Genomic DNA, 16,942 nt, shown 5'->3' with positions numbered 1-16,942 from the left:
ATCAGGCGGGAACCGTTAAACCGCGGTTAACCAAACCCGCGAAATGCCGGAGGACGGCGCCCGATCCGCTCGATTTTACCTGTTCGGGCCATCGTGCTAGGCAAGTCGGCCCGGGAGGAAACGATGTCCGCTGCTCACAGCGCGATCGGCGACGAGGCCAGCACCGAAGAGGTGATGCTGGAGATGGGCGGCCGCGCCAAGGCGGCGGCGCGCCGCCTCGCCCTTGCCACCCCGGCCCAGAAGAACGCCGCGCTGACCGCCATGGCCCAGGCGATCCGCGCCCGCACCGCCCTCATCTGCGAGGCCAATGCCGAGGACGTGGCGGCGGCCCGGCAGGAGGGGATGAGCGCCTCCTTCGTCGACCGGCTGGCGCTCGACCCGGCCCGTGTCGCGGCCATCGCCGCGGGCGTCGAGCTGGTGCGCGACCTCGCCGACCCCGTCGGCGCGGTGACGGAGGCCTGGGACCGGCCGAATGGTCTCAGGATTGAGCGGGTCCGCGTGCCGCTCGGGGTCATCGGCGTCATCTACGAGAGCCGCCCCAACGTCACGGTGGATGCCGCGGCGCTCTGCATCAAATCCGGCAACGCCGCCATCCTGCGCGGCGGCTCCGACAGCTTCCGCTCCTCCCGCGCCCTGCACCAGGCCATCGCCCTCGGGCTCGACCAGGCGGGCCTGCCGACGGCCGCCATCGGCCTCGTACCGACCCGCGACCGCGCCGCAGTGGGCTGCATGCTGCAGGGCCTCGGCGGCAATCTCGACGTCATCATTCCGCGCGGCGGCAGGAGCCTCGTCGCCCGCGTCCATGCCGAGGCGCGTGTGCCGGTCTTCGCCCATCTCGACGGCAACTGCCACGTCTACGTCCATGGCGCGGCGCCGCTCGCCATGGCGAAGGAGATCGTCCTCAACGCCAAGATGCGGCGCACCAGCGTCTGCGGGGCGGCGGAGACGCTGCTGGTGGACGAGGCCTGCGCCGGCACGCATCTGAGGCCCCTCGTCGCGGCCCTGCTCGACGCCGGTTGCGAGGTGCGCGGCGACAGCCTCACCCGCATCGTCGATCCGCGCGTCAGGCCGGCGAGCGAGGAGGACTGGAGCACCGAGTTCGGCGAGGCCATCATCGCCGTGAAGGTGGTCGGCGGCCTCGGCGAGGCCATCGCCCATGTCGAGCGCTACGGTTCGCACCATACCGACGCCATCGTCACCACCGACCAGGCGGCGGCCGACCGGTTCCTGGCGGAGGTCGACAGCGCCATCGTCCTGCACAACGCCTCCACCCAGTTCGCCGACGGCGGCGAGTTCGGCTTCGGTGCGGAGATCGGCATCGCCACGGGCCGCATGCATGCCCGCGGGCCGGTCGGCGTCGAGCAGCTGACGACCTTCAAATATCGCGTGCGCGGCACGGGACAGACCCGCCCGTGAGGCCTGCCGGCAGCCGCATCGCGCGCCGCCGGCCGCGCGCCGGGCTGCGCCTCGTCATGCCGCCGCACGCGCCCGGCATGAAGGTCGGCCTGTTCGGCGGCTCCTTCAACCCGCCGCACGAGGCGCACCGGCTGGTGGCGCTCACGGCGCTGAAGCGGCTGGGGCTCGATGCCGTCTGGTGGCTGGTCAGCCCCGGCAACCCGCTGAAGGTCGGCCACGGCCTCGCCCCTCTCGACGAGCGGATCGCGGCGGCCCGCCGGCTCGCCGGCCATCCGCGCATCCACGTCACCGGCATCGAGGCCGCTCTCGGCACCCGCTACACCTTCGACACCATCGCCCAGCTTAAGGCGCGCTGCCGCGGCGTGCGCTTCGTCTGGATCATGGGCGCCGACAACCTCGCCCAGTTCCATCTCTGGCAGAACTGGCGCGGCATCGCCGATCTCCTGCCGATCGCCGTGGTGGACCGGCCGGGCGCGAGCCTGAAGGCCGCCGCCGGCGTCGCGGCGCAGAGCCTCGCCCGCCACCGCCTCGGCGAGGGCGACGGACGACTCCTCGCCAAGGCCCCGCCGCCCGCCTGGATCTTCCTGCACGGCATCAAGTCGCCGCTGTCCTCGACGGCGCTGCGCGCAAAAATGCAAATTCACTCAAATTGACTCGATTGGCTTAGCCGCGGTTCAAGGCGGGCCGCCTAATGTCCCCCGCAGTGGAGACAGGGTGGGTGGCAAGTCGATGAACGGCCTCATCTCGAAAAAGGCGGAGCAGCTCTTGTCGAGCGTCGACGTGCTGATCGTCGACGACAACCAGTTCATGCGGAAGGTCGTGCGCAACATCCTGATGAACATCGGGATCAAGACCGTGCACGAGGCCGCCGACGGTCTCGCCGGCCTCGAGCACATCCGCGTCCATGCGCCCGACATCGTCATCCTCGATTGGGAAATGCCGATGCTCAACGGCGCGGAGATGCTGCGCATCGTGCGCAACCCCAAGAGCTTCCCGGTGCCGGACGTGCCGATCATCATGCTCACCTCGCATCTCGAGCGCTGGCGGGTGATGGAGGCGACGCGCCTCGGCGTCCACGAATTCGTCGCCAAGCCGATTTCCGGCAAGGCGCTGCTGGAGCGCATCATCTCCATCATCGTCAAGCCGCGGCCGATGGTCCAGATCGACGGCTATTACGGCCCCGAGCCGCGCAAGCTCCTGGTCGAGCCGCGCCTCAGGGCCCGCGGCATCGTGCCGCCCGCCAACGTCGCCTGACGGCGCAGGAGGGTCGCGGCCGCGCCTCTTGCCAGCCGCCGCCGATCCGGCTTCCCTGTCTCCTTCGAACCGTTCGAAGGAGCCTATCCATGACCGCCGCCAGCACCGCACCGGCCCATCCCGCCGGCCTGTCCATGATCGAGAAGCGGCGGATCGAGGCGGAGATCCTCAAGCACGTCTATGAGCAGCTGAAGGAGAGCCACGGCGTCGAGGTCGCGCGCTCCACCATCGGCGAGGCGGTTCGCCGCTCGGCGCTCGAACAGGCCGCGCGCTTCGCCGCCCAGTCGCCCGAGGGCCCCTCGCTGCAGGGGTTCATCGACATGCAGCCGCTGTGGACGGCGGAAGGCGCGCTCACCGTCGAGGAGATCGGGCGCACCGAGACCACCTATGCCTTCAACGTGGTGCGCTGCCGCTATTCGGAGATGTACAAGGCCATGGGTCTCGGCGAGATCGGCGCGCTGCTCTCCTGCCAGCGCGACGGCACCTTCTGCGAGGGCTACGACCCCAAGCTGAAGCTCGAGCGCACCCAGACCATCATGCAGGGTGCCTCGCATTGCGACTTCCGCTTCACCTACGAGGCCGACACGTCGGCGGCGTGAGGGGCATGAAAATAACCCTCAAGGGCGACGCATCGCCCGTGCCGCCACCGCTCGCCCTCACCCCCGGCGAGGCCGAAGGCCGAGGGAAGGGGGGCTAGGCCCGCCGGCTCCGGAACCCGGCCATGAGGCCCCGACCTGCAACCCCTGGATCCCCTTCCCCTCGCTTCGCTCGGCCGGGGATGACGGAGGAGTGCCCGGCATCCTTCCCACGCCGGTCAACGTTTCAGCGTGCTGGGAGGGGCGGTGCGTCTTGCCCACCACGGCGGCCACACACGCTGCCGCCATATCCGGGGTGGCGTCGAATCCGCGGCATCGCCATAAGGACCCCATGGCGGAGACGATTCAGGAGCCGGGGCGGCTGGCGGACGAGGGAGCGGCGACGCTGTGCGGCCGCGTCACCCGGCTGGCGCTGTCGCGCTTCCGTAGCTACCGCGCGGCGACGCTGGAGCCGGAGGGAAGGCTCGTCGCCCTCGTCGGCCAGAACGGCGCCGGCAAGACCAACATCCTCGAGGCCCTGTCCTTCCTGACGCCCGGTCGCGGCCTTCGCCGCGCCACTCTCGCCGAGGCGGCCTTCGACCAGGGCGACGGCGGCTGGGCGGTGAGCGCCGTGGTCGAGGGACCCTATGACGAGGCCCTGCTCGGCACCGGCATCGACGGCGGCGACCCGGACGTGCGCTCGCGACAGTGCCGCATCGACCGCGTGTCGGTGGGCTCGGCCACCGCCTTCGCCGATCATGTGCGGGTGGTCTGGCTCACCCCCGCCATGGACGGGCTGTTCCTCGGTTCGGCCGGCGAGCGGCGGCGCTTCCTCGACCGCCTGGTGCTGGCGGTGGATGCCGAGCACGGCAGCCGCGTCAATGCGCTGGAGCGGTCGCTGCGCTCGCGCAACCGGCTGCTGGAGGACCACGCCCCCGATCCCGCCTGGCTCGACGCGGTCGAGCACGAGACGGCGGAGCTTGCCGTGGCCGTGGCCGCGGCGCGGGCGGAGGCGGTGCGCCGCCTCGCCGGTCTGATCGCCGCCACCAAGGATCCGGCCTCGCCCTTTCCCTGGGCGCTGCTCGCCCTGGACGGCACGCTCGAGGCCGGCGTGCTGGAGCGGCCGGCGCTGGCGGTCGAGGACGACTATCGCACCGTGCTGCGCGACAACCGCCATCGCGACCGTGCCGCCGGCCGCACCACGATCGGCCCGCATCTCACCGACCTCCTCGCCGTGCACGGCCCCTCCGGCGCGCCGGCGGAGCGCTGCTCGACCGGCCAGCAGAAGGCGCTGCTCATCGGGCTGGTGCTGGCCCATGCCCGGCTGGTGGCGGAGATGGCGGGGTTCACCCCCGTCGTGCTGCTGGACGAGGTGGCGGCCCATCTCGACCCCGAACGGCGGGGAGCGCTCTACGACGCGCTGGAGGCGCTCGGCGCGCAGGTCTGGATGACGGGGGCCGACCCGCACGCCTTCGCCGGCCTCGGCGGACGCGCCGACCTCTTCACGGTGGCTGCCGGCACCGTCACCCGCGCCTGACGCTCCCTGAAACGACGATGCCCGCCACGGGGGCGGGCATTGGGTGCGTTCGGCGTTTGCGGCTCAATGCGTCGCGGCGGCTTCCTCGCGGCGCTTGCGCAGGACATAGCCGAGGATCAGGACGATCACCGCGCCGACGACGGCCGAGCCGTAATGCGCGATGGCGGTCGGCTTCAACCCGGCGGGATAGACCTGGCTGACGTCCACCGGGGTGACGAGGCCGGTGCCCCAGGCCAAGAGCTGGCGCAGCACGACGGGGTCGCTCAGCAGCATCTCGCCGGCGATCCAGCCGAGCAGGGCCGCGCCCGCCCAGACGAAGATCGGGAAGCGCTCGATGATGCCGAGGATCAGCGTCGAGCCGAAGATGATCAGCGGGATGGTGAGGGCGAGGCCGAAGATGAAGAGCCAGACGTTGCCGTGCGAGGCGGCGGCGATGGCGATGACGTTGTCGAGGCTCATGACGGCGTCGGCGATGGCGACCGTGCGCACGGCCTTCCAGAGATTGTCGCTCTCCTGGATGTTGCCGTGGTCGCCGCCCTCCTCGCCCACCACCAGCTTGGTGGCGATCCAGAACAGCAGGATGCCGCCGACCAGCTTCAGGAAGGGCACGGCGAGGAGATAGGTGATGATCAGCGCGAAGATGATGCGCAGGCCGACCGCCGCGCCGGCGCCCAGCAGGATGCCCCATTTGCGCTGCTTCTCGGGCAGGCCGCGGCAGGCCAGCGCGATGACGACCGCGTTGTCGCCGGAGAGCAGAAGGTCGATCCAGATGATCTGGAGAAGGCCGATCCAGAATTGATTGTCCATGCCGCGTCCGTCCGATGCGGCTGCCGCAGGGCAGCCGGGGGTGGTGCGACATATTACGTAATTGTGCAGATGTCAGCAGGCTTCTTCGAACTTTTTCCGCCGGCCCTCAGGCGGCCGCGGCAGCGCGCATCCTCCTGATCCCGTAGGCGAGGGCGATGACGATCACCGCGCCGACGACTTCGGCCGGCAGCTCGAGCCGGTGCACCGCCTCACCGCCGATCTGGCCGCGGACGAAGGGGTCGTTCAGCATCATGTCGCCGGCGAGCCAGCCGAGCAGACCGGCACCGGCCCAGACGAGGATCGGCAGGCGCTCCAGCATCTTCATGATGAGCGAGGCGCCGGCGACGATCAGCGGGATGGAGATGACGAGGCCGATGACCAGCATCGTCTTGCTGTCGCGCGCCACGGCGGCGATGGCGAGCACGTTGTCGAGGCTCATCACCGCGTCGGCGATGGCGACGGTGCGGACCGCGTGGAACAGCTTGTCGGAGGCCTGGACGTGGCCTTCGCCGTCGCCCTCGTCGGTGACCAGCTTCACCGCGATCCAGAACAGCAGCAGGCCACCAGCCAGGCGCAGGAAGGGCATGTCGAGCAGCGCCGCGACGAAGAGCGTGAAGACCACCCGCAGCGCGATGGCGACGCCGGCGCCGAGCACCATGCCGACCAGCCGCTGGCGCTCCGGCAGGCCGCGGCAGGCCAGGGCGATGACCACGGCATTGTCGCCGGAGAGAATGATGTTGATCCAGATGACCTGCAGAAGGCCGATCCAGGTCAGAGTCGAGAAATCCATCGCCGCGCCTTTGGTTTTCGGGCGCGAACCTAGGCGGTGTTCGGGGGCAGGGACATACGCATTTCTGGGTACGACCCTGCCGATATCGAGTGTTTTGCCGACGAAAACTACGTACGTGAAAGGCTATACGTACGTAGTTCTTGTGATGCCGCGGGTCAGGTCAACGCGTCGGCGATGGCCTTGCCGCAGGCGACCGTGTCGGCGGTGCCGCCGAGGTCGCGGGTTCGGTATTCCGGCGTCGCCAGAACCTGCTCGATGGCGCGGACGATGGCGGCGGCGGCCTCCGGTTCGCCGAGATGGTCGAGCATCATCGCCGCCGACCAGATCTGGCCGACCGGATTGGCGATGCCCTTCCCCGCGATGTCGGGGGCCGAGCCGTGGACCGGCTCGAACAGCGAGGGGAACTTGCGGTCCGGGTTGATGTTGCCCGAGGGCGCGATGCCGATGGTGCCGGTGCAGGCGGGTCCGAGGTCGGAGAGGATGTCGCCGAACAGGTTGGAGGCGACGACCACGTCGAAGCGGTCCGGGTTCAGCACGAAATGGGCGGTGAGGATGTCGATGTGGTACTGGTCGACGGCGACGTCGGGATAGGCCTTCTTCATCTCCGCGACGCGCTCGTCCCAATAGGGCATCGAGATCGAGATGCCGTTGGACTTGGTGGCGCTGGTGAGCTTCCGGCGCGGGCGCTTCATGGCCAGCTCGAAGGCGTATTTGAGGATGCGGTCGACGCCCACCCGCGTCATCACCGTCTCCTGCAGCACGATCTCGCGGTCGGTGCCGGGGAACATGCGGCCGCCGACGGAGGAGTACTCGCCCTCGGTGTTCTCGCGCACCACGAAGAAGTCGATGTCGCCGGGCTTGCGGTTCGCCAGCGGCGAGGGCACGCCCGGCATCAGCTTGACCGGGCGCAGGTTGACGTACTGGTCGAACTCGCGGCGCATCAGCAGCAGCGAGCCCCAGAGCGAGACGTGGTCGGGGATCTTGTCGGGCATGCCGACGGCGCCGAAGAAGATGGCGTCCGAGCCGCCGATCTTTGCCTTCCAGTCCTCCGGCATCATGCGGCCGTGCTTCTCGTAATAGGCCCAGGACGAGAAGTCGTGGTGGTCGAGGTCGACGGAGAAGCGGTACTTGGCGGCGGCGCGCTCCAGCACGCGCAGGCCCTCGGGCATGACCTCGGTGCCGATGCCGTCGCCGGGGATGACGGCGAGCTTGTAGGTGTTGGAACGGGCCATGGGAGTCTCCTCGGTGCTGCGGTGCCGTGTCGAAGGCGCGCCGCGCTGCTCACGTCATGCCCGGCCTTGTGCCGGGCATCCACGACTTTGTCTTGCGCCGTCGTGTGCCAGTCGTGGATGGCCGGGACAAGCCCGGCCATGACGCGACGAGGGACCGTTCCAGCCGTTGGAGGGCGGCATAGACGGGCTCCGCCTCGCGGACCAGAGCCCCTCCCGACGACCTGCTATTCGTTGTCGGCCTTGATGGCCGCGATCACCGCGTCCGTCACCTGGCGCGTCGTCGCCCGGCCGCCGAGGTCCGGCGTGTGCAGGGCCGTGTCGGCGGTGACGCGCTCGATGGCGCGCATCAGCCGGGCCGCCGCCTTCGGCTCGCCGAGGTGGTCGAGCATCATCGAGGCGGACCAGAAGGTGCCGACCGGATTGGCGACGCCCTTGCCCATGATGTCGAAGGCCGAGCCGTGAATGGGCTCGAACATGGAGGGAAACTCCCGCTCCGGATTGAGGTTCGCCGTCGGGGCGATCCCAAGCGAGCCGGCGAGCGCCGCCGCGAGGTCCGAGAGGATGTCGGCGTGCAGGTTGGTGGCCACCACCGTGTCGATCGTCTCGGGTTTGAGCGTCATGCGCATGGTCATGGCATCGACGATGGCCTTGTCCCAGGTCACGTCCGGGAATTCCTTGGCGACCTCCACCGCGATCTCGTCCCACATGACCATGGCGTAGCGCTGGGCGTTGGACTTTGTGACGACGGTGAGGAGCTTCCTCGGCCGCGACTGCGCCAGGCGGAAGGCGAAGCGCATGATGCGTGTGACTCCGGCGCGGGTCATCATCGACACGTCGGTGGCCGCCTCGATGGGCAGGCCCTGGTGGACCCGGCCGCCGACGCCGGCATATTCGCCCTCGGAATTCTCGCGGACGATGACCCAGTCGAGCTCCGGGCCGGAGACATGGCGCAGAGGCGAGGTGATGCCGGGCAGGACCCGCGTCGGCCGGACGTTGGCGTATTGGTCGAAGGGCTGGCAGATGGCGAGCCTCAGGCCCCAGAGCGTGATGTGGTCGGGAATGTCGGGGTGGCCGGCCGAGCCGAAGAGGATGGCGTCGTGCCCGCGGATCTGCTCCCGGCCGTCTTCCGGCATCATGCGGCCGTGCTTCTTGTAGTACGCGCCGCCCCAGTCGAAATGGTCGAAGGCGAGGCCGAAGCCGCCGTCGCGGGCGGCGAGCGCCTCCAGCACCTCGACGCCGGCCGAAACGACCTCGGTCCCGATGCCGTCGCCGGGAATGGTGGCGATGCGATAGCTCTTCATGAACACCCCTCCTGTTTCCCGCCCAATGCGCCGCCGGCGCCGCGCTGTCAACATTCCATTGCAGCTTCCATGGAAGATGTTATGGATGGGCGATGAGGATGCGATGACGGCAGGGATCGGAGCGACAGCGGACAGGCGCCCCTCGCGGGTCGACGACGCCTATGCCGCCATCAAGGCGGCGATCCGCGACGGCACCTTCGCGCCCGGCTACCAGGCCTCGGCCCAGGAGATGGCGCTGCGCCTCGGCGTCAGCCGCACGCCGGTCCACGAGGCGGTGTTGAAGCTGCAGGAGGAGGGCCTCGTCCGCATCCTTCCGAAGCGCGGCATCGTCATCTGCGCGCTCGCCCCCGACGACGTGCGCGAGATCTACGACGTGATGATCGCCATCGAGGGTCGGGCGGCCGAACTCGCCGCGGCCCTTCCTTCCGCCGAGCGCGCCGCCACGGTCGCGCGCCTTGAGGCTGCGAACGGGCTGATGGCGGAGGCCCTGGCCCGCGGCGACATGCGCGCCTGGGGCGAAGCCGACGACCTCTTCCACCGCGACCTCGTCGAGAGCGCCGCCAACGGGCGCATCATCCGCATCGCCCGCACGGTGGGCGACCAGATGCACCGCGCCCGCATGCTGACGTTGCACCTGCGCGGCAATCTCGGCGCCTCGTCCGGCGAGCACCAGGCCATCATCGCCGCCATCCGCGACGGCGACGGCCCTGCCGCGGACGCCGCGGCGCGGCGCCATCGCCAGCGTACGCAGGCCGAACTGCTGCCGCTCCTCGAAGCCTGGGGGCTCAGACATCTCTAGCGCCTGACCATCGACCAGAGCCGCGCCGGAAGCGGCCTCAACACCTGTGGAGGACACCCATGAAACGCATCATCTGCGGCCTGGCCGCGCTGGCGGCCGCCGTCTTCGCCGGCCCCGCCCATGCCGACACCTATCCGAGCCGGCAGATCACCCTGATCGTGCCCTTCGCGGCGGGCGGGCCCACCGACATCATCGCCCGCATCATGGCCGACCACATGGCGCGCACCCTCGGCCAGACGATCGTGGTCGAGAACGCCGCCGGCGCCGGCGGCACGACCGCCTCGACGCGCGTCGCCCGGGCGACGCCGGACGGCTACACGATCATGATGGGCAACCTCGGCACCCATTCGGCCTCGGTCGGTCTCTATCCGCGCCTCGCCTATGACCCGCGCACCGATTTCGAGCCGGTGATCAACGCGGCGGGTACGCCGATGCTGATATCCGCGCACAAGGATTTCCCGGCCAACACGCTGCAGGAAATGATCGCGCTGATCCGCGCCAACCCGACGCGCTTCAACTACGGCCATGGGGGCGTCGGCTCGACCTCGCACCTGACCTGCGTCTTCTTCCACCATCTCGTCGGTGCGCCGGTCCAGCATGTGCCGTTCCGCGGTTCGGGCCCCGCCATGGCGGCGCTGCTCGGCAAGCAGCTCGACTATGTCTGCGACCAGACGGTCGGCATCGTGCCGCAGCTCGCCAATCTCAAGACCTTCGTGGTGGCGACGCCGTCCCGCCTGCCGACGGCGCCCGACGTGCCGACCAGCGCCGAGGCCGGCCTGCCGGCCTTTCAGGCGGTCGGCTGGAACGCCGTCTTCGCGCCGAAGGGCACGCCGAAGGAGATCGTCGACCGGCTCAACGCCGCCGGCCGTGCGGCGCTGGCCGACGAGGGCGTGCGCAAGCGGCTGCTGGAGCTCGGCTGCGAGATTCCCGATGCGGCGGGGCAGACGCCGGAGGCCCTGCGCGCCCATGTCGCCGCGGAGGTCGACAAGTGGACGCCGGTGATCAAGGCCGCGGGGGTGACGGCCGGCAACTGAGAGCCTCGGAGCTGCGTGTGGCGCGTTCACCTCTCCTCGCCGGGGAGAGGTGAAGGGCGCCGGTTCTGTCAGGGAGAGGCGAAGCGGCGCCTCGCCGGTCGAGCCCCCGGGTGCGAGGCGCCTGCCTCACCCGAAGAACATCTCGAACTCCTCAGCCACCTCGTCGGGCAGTTCCTCGGCGAGGTAATGGCCGCCCGGCAGTGCCCGGCCGCTGACGTCCTTGGCACGCCGGCGCCAGAGGGCGAGGGCGTCGAAGCAGCTCTCGATGACGCCGTGCTTCCCCCACAGCACGCGCAGGGGGATTTCCAGCTTGCGGTCGCCGTCGGAGTCGTCGTGGGCGATGTCGATCCCGGCGGCGGCGCGATAATCCTCGCAACTCGCATGGATGACGGCAGGGTCGCGGAAGCAGCGCAGATATTCGGCGAGCGCCGCCGGCGCGAAGGGGGTCAGGCCCGCCGAACCAGACCCGCATTTCTTCAGCCAATAGGCGTCGGGATCGGCGCCGATCATGCGCTCGGGAAAGGGCGCCGGCGTGATCAGGAAGAACCAGTGCCAGTAGGCCCTGGCGAAGGCCTCGGTCGTGCCGCGATACATTTCCCGGGTCGGCGCGATGTCGAGGACGGCGAACTTCATCACGCGGTCGGCGTGGTCGAGAGCGAGGCGATGGGCGACGCGACCGCCGCGGTCGTGGCCGGCGAGGAAGAAGCGCTCGTGGCCGAGGGCGGTCATCACCTCCGCCATGTCCTGCGCCATGGCGCGCTTGGAATAGGGGGCGTGGTCCCCCGTCGTCTCCGGCTTGCCGCTGTCGCCGTAGCCGCGCAGGTCGGCGGCGACGACCGTGTAGCGCTCGGCGAGGCGCGGCGCGACCTTGTGCCAGAGCACATGGGTCTGCGGATAGCCGTGGAGGAGCAGGAGGGCAGGGCCGGAGCCGCCGGTGCGCAGGCGGATGGTGGTTCCGGAGGTCTTCACGTCCTCCATGCGGAACCCGGGGAAGAGAGCATCGTTCGTCCTATCGCCGCTCATCACATGGTCTCCTTGCCGGGGCCTTCCGCCGCGCTACCTGCTTCTATCCAAGTCGCGCGGAATTGAGTATGCGAAGTCGACAACCGGGCCCGTCGAAACCGGCGCCGGACCGACAAAGCCCCATTTCAGGAGGAGTCCCATGAACAGACGTCACCTCATCGCCGCCGGCGCCCTGGCCGCCCTGGCCGGCATCGCTCCCGCGGCGGCGCAGACCTATCCCACCCGGCCGATCACCATGATCATCCCCTTTGCCGCGGGTGGCCCGACCGACGTGGTGGGCCGCATCGTCGCCGAGGCCATGTCGAAGTCGCTCGGACAGACGGTGGTGATCGAGAACGTCGCCGGCGCCGGCGGCACCACGGGCTCCAACCGCCTCACCCAGCTGCAGCCGGACGGCTACTCGATCATGATCGGCCATACCGGCACCCATGCCGCCTCGGTCGCCCTCTATCCGAACCTGCGCTACAACCCGGTGTCGGACTTCGCCCAGATCGGCCTCGTCAACACCAACGCCATCCTGATCACCGCCAAGAAGGCGCTGCCCGCCAACACGCTCGCCGAATTCGTCACCTGGCTGAAGGCCAACGAGCGCACCGCCAACAACGCCCATGCCGGCATCGGCTCGGTCAGCCATACGACCTGCCTCCTCCTGCACGCGACCATTGGCGTGAGGCCGCAGAGCGTGCCCTATCGCGGCACGGGTCCCGCGATGAACGACCTCGTCGCCGGCCAGGTCGACTATCTCTGCGACCAGGTGGTGAACGTCGCCCCGCAGGTCCGTGCCGGGACGATCAAGGCCTTCGCCGTCGCCCAGGCCAGCCGCAACAGCGCCCTGCCGGACGTGCCGACGACCACGGAAGCGGGCCTGCCCGCCTACCAGGTGGTCGTGTGGAACGCGATGCTCGCCCCGAAGGGCACGCCGGAGCCTATCGTCGCCCGCCTCAACGAGGCGCTGCGCGCGGCCCTCGCCGACGCCAACGTGAAGGCGCGGCTCGCCGAGCTCGGCGCCGACCTGCCGGCCGACAACCTGGTCACCCCCGCGGGCCTGCGCTCCTTCCTCGAGGCGGAAATCGCCAAGTGGACGCCGGTCATCAAGGCGGCGGGCGTCACCGCCGGCAACTGATCCCGGCAGGGGCGGCGACGCCGCTCCTGTCGACCCTCTCGCAAGGCCCCGTCGCCCGCAAGGCGGCGGGGCCTTTGCCGTGGGAGGCCCCGAGGAGGCTTCAACGCGGCGCGGGCATGCGGCCGTCGAAGCGGCGCGACCATTCGGCGAGGATGCGGTCGCGGTTCTGCGCCATCCAGGAGAAGTCGTTGCGCAGCATGCGCTCCTCGGCGTGGGGCGGGTAGTTGGGAGGCCGGTTCGTCACGTCGCGATGGGCGACGACGGCGTAGAACTGGGCGTAGAGCTCGTTGGCGCGGCGGCTCGCCGCCCAGTCGGCGATGCGGCGGGCGGCATCCGCCTGGTCCTTCGGCCGGTCGCGGATCAGGGCGAAGGCCTCCATCTCCCAGCCGGCGCCGTCCTCCGGCACGACGACCTCGATGGGGGCGCCCATGCTCTTCTCGCGGGCGCCGCGCATGTCGAAGGAGAGGCCCACCACCCTCTCGCCGCGCGCCGCCTGCACGCAGGGCGCGCTGCCCGAATGGGTGTAGAGCGCCACGCTCTGGTGCAACTGTTCCATGAAGGCCCAGGCGGCCTCCTCGCCCATGATTTGGATCCAGCCGGCGACGAGCAGGAAGCCGGTGCCGGAGGAGGCGGGATGGGGCATGACGATGCGCTGGCGCAGGGAGGGATGGAGCAGGTCGCGCCAGCGCGACGGGACGGGGGCGCCGGCCTTGCGGGCCTCGTCGCGGTTGAAGCAGATGGCCGAGACATAGGCGTCCATGCCGGTCCAGCGGTGGCGGGTCGAGGAATCGCGGAAGGCCGGCTTGATCTCCTCGGCCTGGCGGGGCTTGTAGGGCTCCAGCATGTCGGCCGATGCGAAGAGCATCAGGCTGGTCGCGGCCAGGCCGAAGATCATGTCGGCCCGCGGGTTCGCCCGCTCGGCGAGGACACGGGCGGTGATGACGCCGGTGGAATCGCGCACCCACCTCACCTCGATGTCCGGCAGGTCTTTCTCGATCGCCTCCTTGAACACCGCGAGCTGGTCGGTTTCGACCGAGGTGTAGAGGGTGACGGAGGTCCGCGTCTGCGCCCGGGCATGGTCGCCGCCGCAACCGAGCGCCAGGGCGAGGGCGAGGCCGAACGCTGAACGGACGAAGGTCGTCGTCATCTCTCACCCCCTGCGGCTTCGGGCCTGCCGCCCCCGCGCGGCGCGGCGCCCGACAGTATCATTGTACAAGAACCGCCCGGAAATCGTTGACGTTGGTGTGTGACGGTCCTGTGACGACCAGGCCGTCGACGGCGGCGAAAAAGCCGAATCCGTCGTGGCGGTCGAGAAAAGCGCGGGGCGAGAGGCCCTGCGCCTCCGCGGCGGCGAGGATGTCCGGCGTCACCAGGGCGCCGGCATTGGCCTCGATGCCGTCGATGCCGTCGGTGTCGAGGGCGACGGCGTGGATGCGATTCCGCATCGCCGGCGGCAGCGGCTGGACGGCGGCGGCGAAGGCGAGGGCGAATTCGGAGTTGCGGCCGCCGCGTCCGATGGCGCGGTCCTTCGGCAGGGTCACCGTGGTCTCGCCCCCCGACAGGATGAGCAGCGGCGGGGCGAAGGGCAGGCCGTGGTCGAGCACCGAGCGGGCGAGGGCGGCGTGGACCTGCGCCACGTCGCGTGCCTCTCCCTCGATGGTGTCGCCGAGGATGAGGGTGGGCAGGCCCGCCGCCTCGGCGATGCGGGCGGCGGCGCGCAGGCTCTCCACGGGCCTCGCGATGAGGCGCACGTCGGCGCCCCTGACGAAGGCGGCATGGTCCGGCTTGACGCTCTCGCAGGCGGGGGTCGCGACGTGCGCCATCACCGCCTCCGGCAGCTCCATGCGGTAGCGGGCGACAATGGCGAGGGCCTCCTCGCGCGTCGTCGGGTCGGGCACGGTGGGGCCGGAGGCGATGACGGCGGGGTCGTCGCCCGGCACGTCTGATATGGCGATGGTGACCAGGCGCGCCGGATGGGCTGCCGCCGCCAGCCGGCCGCCGGCAATGGCCGAGACGTGTTTCCGCACGCAGTTCATGGCGGTGATGTCGGCCCCGGAGGCGAGGAGCGCGGCATTCACCGCCTTGAGGTCGTCGAGCGTCAGGTCGCCGCCGGGCAGGGCGAGGAGGGCCGACCCGCCGCCGGAGATGAGCGCGACGACGAGGTCGTCGGCGGTGAGGCCGTCGAGCCGGGCGAGGATGGCGCGGGTGGCGGCGAGACCCGCCGCGTCCGGCACCGGGTGGGAGGCCTCCAGCACCGTGATGCGCGAACAGGGCACGGCATGGCCGTAGCGGGTGACGACCGTGCCCTCGAGCGGCGCCGGCCAGAGCTTCTCGAAGGCGGCCGCCATGCTCGCCGCCGCCTTGCCGGCGCCGACGACGACGGTGCGGCCGGCGGGCGGGTCCGGCAGGTGGTCGGCCATGCGGTCGGGCAGGGCCGCGGCGATGGCGGCGCGGCCGAGCGAGAGGAGGAAGGCGCGGGGGTCGGAGCGGAAGGTCATGGGGAATGATTAGCGGTCGGAGCGAATTTCGTCATCCGTGGCCGCCCGCGCCTATCTGCTCTGAGGAAGGCTCACCCCTTACCCTCCCCGCTGCGCGGAGAGGGGGACTATGACCGCCGCGACCTTGCGGTTCCCCTCCCCCCGCTTGCGGCGGGGAGGGGTCAGGGGTGGGGGGCGTAGCAGGTTTCTCGCAGACGGCCCCCCACCCGGCCCTCCGCTGCCGCTCGGGCCACCCTCCCCGCCGCAAGCGGGGGGAGGGGATCCACAGGGCTCACGGCTTGCCTTGCTCGCGGTGCGGGGCCTCTCGTCATCATGCGCCGCCCCCTCCCACCCCCGTTCCGCCGGATTGCCGCTCCCCGCCGCCTCCCCTAAGACCGGACGACCACCGGAGGAAGCCCATGCTGTTCGAACTCACCGAGGAAGAGCTTCTCATCCGCGACACCGCGCGGAAGATGGCGGCGGAGATCGCCGCGCCGCTCGCCCCCGTCCTCGACCGCGGCGAGGGCCGGGCGCAGTTCCTCGAGAACCTCAAGGCCTTCGCGGAAGCCGGCTTCATGGCGGTGAACGTGAAGGGCGAATTCGGCGGCACGGAAGCCGGCACGGCAGCCTTTGCGCTCGCCATCGAGGAGCTCGGCTATGCCTGCGCCGCGACCGGCGTCACCGCCTCCGTCACCAACATGGTGGCCGAGGTCATCCAGGCGGTGGGCACGGAGGCGCAGAAGCGCGCCTATATCCCGAACATCGCCGACGGCACCTATCCCGCCGCCGGCTTCTGCCTGACCGAATCCGGCGCCGGCTCCGACCCCGCCGGCATGAAGACCCGCGCCCGCCGCGACGGCGCCGATTTCGTCCTCGACGGCGAGAAGATCTACATCACCTCCGCCGAATATGCCGGGCTCTTCGTCGTCTGGGCGGTGACCAATCCGGAGGCGCCGAAGGGCAAGGGCATTTCCTGCTTCCTCGTGGAAGCAGGCACGCCGGGCCTTTCCATCGGCAAGGCGGAAAGGAAGCTTGGCCAGCATGGCTCGGCCACCAACACGGTGCATTTCGATGGCTGCCGCGTGCCCGCCTCGGCGCTGATGGGCCGGCTCGACGACGGCTTCCGCATCGCGGTGGGGGAGCTCGCCGGCGGGCGCATCGGCGTCGCGGCGCTGTCGCTGGGCATCGCCCGCGCCGCCATGGACGCGGCGAAAACCTATGTGAAGGAGCGTCGGCAGTTCGGCCAGGCCATCGCCGACTTCCAGGGCATCCAGTGGATGGTGGCCGACCGCGAGACCGAGCTCGAGGCGGCGCGGCTCCTGATCCTCTCGGCGGCGGCGAAGAAGGACCGCGGCGAGCCCTTCGGCCGCGAGGCCTCCATGGCCAAGCTCTTCGCCTCGGAAGCGGCGGGGCGCGCCACCGACACGGCGCTGCAGCTGCACGGCGGCGCCGGCTATTGCGCCGACTATCCCGTGGAACGGCATGTGAGGGATGCGCGGATCACGCGCATCTACGAGGGGACGAGCGAGGTGCAGCGGCTTATCATCGCGCGGGACTCCTTCCGCCAATGAGGC

Annotated in this window: 16 protein-coding genes; 9 read left to right on the top strand and 7 right to left on the bottom strand. The window is 70.4% G+C overall.

The features are described from left to right. The first annotated feature begins 123 nt into the window (after positions 1–123). The 5 genes from C6569_RS15400 to recF all read left to right on the top strand — a co-directional run bounded on the left by C6569_RS15400 (position 124) and on the right by recF (position 4,782). Entirely contained in the window at positions 124–1,416 is a 1,293-nt protein-coding gene (locus C6569_RS15400) for a glutamate-5-semialdehyde dehydrogenase (protein ID WP_106749668.1), read from the top strand. 56 nt (positions 1,417–1,472) lie between these two features. Continuing rightward, complete coding sequence (locus tag C6569_RS15395; RefSeq protein ID WP_106751082.1) at positions 1,473–2,069, top strand: nicotinate-nucleotide adenylyltransferase; 597 nt, start codon at positions 1,473–1,475, stop codon at positions 2,067–2,069. Between the two features lie 61 nt (positions 2,070–2,130). After that, the gene (locus tag C6569_RS15390; protein WP_146144815.1) at positions 2,131–2,670 is read left to right on the top strand and encodes a response regulator; all 540 of its coding nucleotides are present in this window, start codon (positions 2,131–2,133) and stop codon (positions 2,668–2,670) included. Positions 2,671–2,759: 89 nt separating this feature from the next. After that, positions 2,760–3,269 carry an L-2-amino-thiazoline-4-carboxylic acid hydrolase gene (locus C6569_RS15385; RefSeq protein ID WP_106749666.1) on the top strand — a complete coding sequence of 170 codons (510 nt, stop codon included), beginning with the start codon at positions 2,760–2,762 and terminating at the stop codon, positions 3,267–3,269. Between the two features lie 328 nt (positions 3,270–3,597). Beyond that, the gene (gene recF, locus C6569_RS15380) at positions 3,598–4,782 is read left to right on the top strand and encodes a DNA replication/repair protein RecF (protein WP_106749665.1); all 1,185 of its coding nucleotides are present in this window, start codon (positions 3,598–3,600) and stop codon (positions 4,780–4,782) included. 63 nt (positions 4,783–4,845) lie between these two features. Here the strand turns inward: recF and C6569_RS15375 are convergent, their stop codons facing one another. The 4 genes from C6569_RS15375 to C6569_RS15360 all read right to left on the bottom strand — a co-directional run bounded on the left by C6569_RS15375 (position 4,846) and on the right by C6569_RS15360 (position 8,912). Beyond that, entirely contained in the window at positions 4,846–5,589 is a 744-nt protein-coding gene (locus C6569_RS15375; RefSeq protein ID WP_106749664.1) for a TerC family protein, read from the bottom strand. Between the two features lie 106 nt (positions 5,590–5,695). Continuing rightward, positions 5,696–6,379 carry a TerC family protein gene (locus tag C6569_RS15370; protein WP_106749663.1) on the bottom strand — a complete coding sequence of 228 codons (684 nt, stop codon included), beginning with the start codon at positions 6,377–6,379 and terminating at the stop codon, positions 5,696–5,698. A gap of 155 nt (positions 6,380–6,534) precedes the next feature. Next, positions 6,535–7,611 (bottom strand): tartrate dehydrogenase, encoded by a 1,077-nt coding sequence (locus C6569_RS15365; RefSeq protein ID WP_106749662.1) that lies wholly within the window; start codon positions 7,609–7,611, stop codon positions 6,535–6,537. A 224-nt stretch (positions 7,612–7,835) separates the two neighbouring features. Further along, the gene (locus C6569_RS15360) at positions 7,836–8,912 is read right to left on the bottom strand and encodes a tartrate dehydrogenase (protein WP_106749661.1); all 1,077 of its coding nucleotides are present in this window, start codon (positions 8,910–8,912) and stop codon (positions 7,836–7,838) included. Positions 8,913–9,015: 103 nt separating this feature from the next. Between C6569_RS15360 and C6569_RS15355 the strand changes: the two genes are divergently transcribed. Further along, entirely contained in the window at positions 9,016–9,711 is a 696-nt protein-coding gene (locus tag C6569_RS15355) for a GntR family transcriptional regulator (protein WP_106751081.1), read from the top strand. A 59-nt stretch (positions 9,712–9,770) separates the two neighbouring features. After that, positions 9,771–10,745, top strand: a complete 975-nt coding sequence (locus C6569_RS15350; protein WP_106749660.1) for a tripartite tricarboxylate transporter substrate-binding protein — start codon at positions 9,771–9,773, stop codon at positions 10,743–10,745. 126 nt (positions 10,746–10,871) lie between these two features. On the opposite strand, the gene C6569_RS15345 is transcribed toward C6569_RS15350, so the two are convergent. Continuing rightward, positions 10,872–11,768 (bottom strand): alpha/beta fold hydrolase, encoded by an 897-nt coding sequence (locus C6569_RS15345; protein WP_181313773.1) that lies wholly within the window; start codon positions 11,766–11,768, stop codon positions 10,872–10,874. A gap of 139 nt (positions 11,769–11,907) precedes the next feature. Here C6569_RS15345 and C6569_RS15340 point away from each other — a divergent pair, with 139 nt between their 5' ends. Next, positions 11,908–12,891 carry a tripartite tricarboxylate transporter substrate-binding protein gene (locus C6569_RS15340; protein WP_106749659.1) on the top strand — a complete coding sequence of 328 codons (984 nt, stop codon included), beginning with the start codon at positions 11,908–11,910 and terminating at the stop codon, positions 12,889–12,891. Between the two features lie 100 nt (positions 12,892–12,991). Here the strand turns inward: C6569_RS15340 and C6569_RS15335 are convergent, their stop codons facing one another. Together C6569_RS15335 and C6569_RS15330 are read right to left on the bottom strand one after the other, a co-directional pair. Next, a complete protein-coding gene (locus C6569_RS15335; protein WP_106749658.1) occupies positions 12,992–14,038 on the bottom strand; it encodes a putative 2-aminoethylphosphonate ABC transporter substrate-binding protein in 1,047 nt (348 codons plus the stop codon). A 58-nt stretch (positions 14,039–14,096) separates the two neighbouring features. Then, positions 14,097–15,389 (bottom strand): glycerate kinase type-2 family protein, encoded by a 1,293-nt coding sequence (locus C6569_RS15330; RefSeq protein ID WP_106749657.1) that lies wholly within the window; start codon positions 15,387–15,389, stop codon positions 14,097–14,099. 398 nt (positions 15,390–15,787) lie between these two features. Here C6569_RS15330 and C6569_RS15325 point away from each other — a divergent pair, with 398 nt between their 5' ends. Beyond that, positions 15,788–16,939 (top strand): acyl-CoA dehydrogenase family protein, encoded by a 1,152-nt coding sequence (locus tag C6569_RS15325; protein ID WP_106749656.1) that lies wholly within the window; start codon positions 15,788–15,790, stop codon positions 16,937–16,939. Positions 16,940–16,942 lie beyond the last annotated feature (3 nt).

It is taken from the genome of Phreatobacter cathodiphilus (assembly GCF_003008515.1).
Lineage (GTDB): Bacteria > Pseudomonadota > Alphaproteobacteria > Rhizobiales > Phreatobacteraceae > Phreatobacter > Phreatobacter cathodiphilus.
This window is presented reverse-complemented; position numbering and strand designations above follow the sequence as displayed.

What these genes read in the sequence shown, in the direction of transcription:
- C6569_RS15400 (WP_106749668.1), top strand. Translation starts at nt 124, where the DNA reads ATGTCCGCTGCTCACAGCGCGATCGGCGACGAGGCCAGCACCGAAGAG.
- C6569_RS15395 (WP_106751082.1), top strand. Translation starts at nt 1,473, where the DNA reads ATGCCGCCGCACGCGCCCGGCATGAAGGTCGGCCTGTTCGGCGGCTCC.
- C6569_RS15385 (WP_106749666.1), top strand. Translation starts at nt 2,760, where the DNA reads ATGACCGCCGCCAGCACCGCACCGGCCCATCCCGCCGGCCTGTCCATG.
- recF (WP_106749665.1), top strand. Translation starts at nt 3,598, where the DNA reads ATGGCGGAGACGATTCAGGAGCCGGGGCGGCTGGCGGACGAGGGAGCG.
- C6569_RS15375 (WP_106749664.1), bottom strand. Translation starts at nt 5,589, where the DNA reads ATGGACAATCAATTCTGGATCGGCCTTCTCCAGATCATCTGGATCGAC.
- C6569_RS15370 (WP_106749663.1), bottom strand. Translation starts at nt 6,379, where the DNA reads ATGGATTTCTCGACTCTGACCTGGATCGGCCTTCTGCAGGTCATCTGG.
- C6569_RS15365 (WP_106749662.1), bottom strand. Translation starts at nt 7,611, where the DNA reads ATGGCCCGTTCCAACACCTACAAGCTCGCCGTCATCCCCGGCGACGGC.
- C6569_RS15360 (WP_106749661.1), bottom strand. Translation starts at nt 8,912, where the DNA reads ATGAAGAGCTATCGCATCGCCACCATTCCCGGCGACGGCATCGGGACC.
- C6569_RS15355 (WP_106751081.1), top strand. Translation starts at nt 9,016, where the DNA reads ATGACGGCAGGGATCGGAGCGACAGCGGACAGGCGCCCCTCGCGGGTC.
- C6569_RS15350 (WP_106749660.1), top strand. Translation starts at nt 9,771, where the DNA reads ATGAAACGCATCATCTGCGGCCTGGCCGCGCTGGCGGCCGCCGTCTTC.
- C6569_RS15345 (WP_181313773.1), bottom strand. Translation starts at nt 11,768, where the DNA reads ATGAGCGGCGATAGGACGAACGATGCTCTCTTCCCCGGGTTCCGCATG.
- C6569_RS15340 (WP_106749659.1), top strand. Translation starts at nt 11,908, where the DNA reads ATGAACAGACGTCACCTCATCGCCGCCGGCGCCCTGGCCGCCCTGGCC.
- C6569_RS15335 (WP_106749658.1), bottom strand. Translation starts at nt 14,038, where the DNA reads ATGACGACGACCTTCGTCCGTTCAGCGTTCGGCCTCGCCCTCGCCCTG.
- C6569_RS15330 (WP_106749657.1), bottom strand. Translation starts at nt 15,389, where the DNA reads ATGACCTTCCGCTCCGACCCCCGCGCCTTCCTCCTCTCGCTCGGCCGC.
- C6569_RS15325 (WP_106749656.1), top strand. Translation starts at nt 15,788, where the DNA reads ATGCTGTTCGAACTCACCGAGGAAGAGCTTCTCATCCGCGACACCGCG.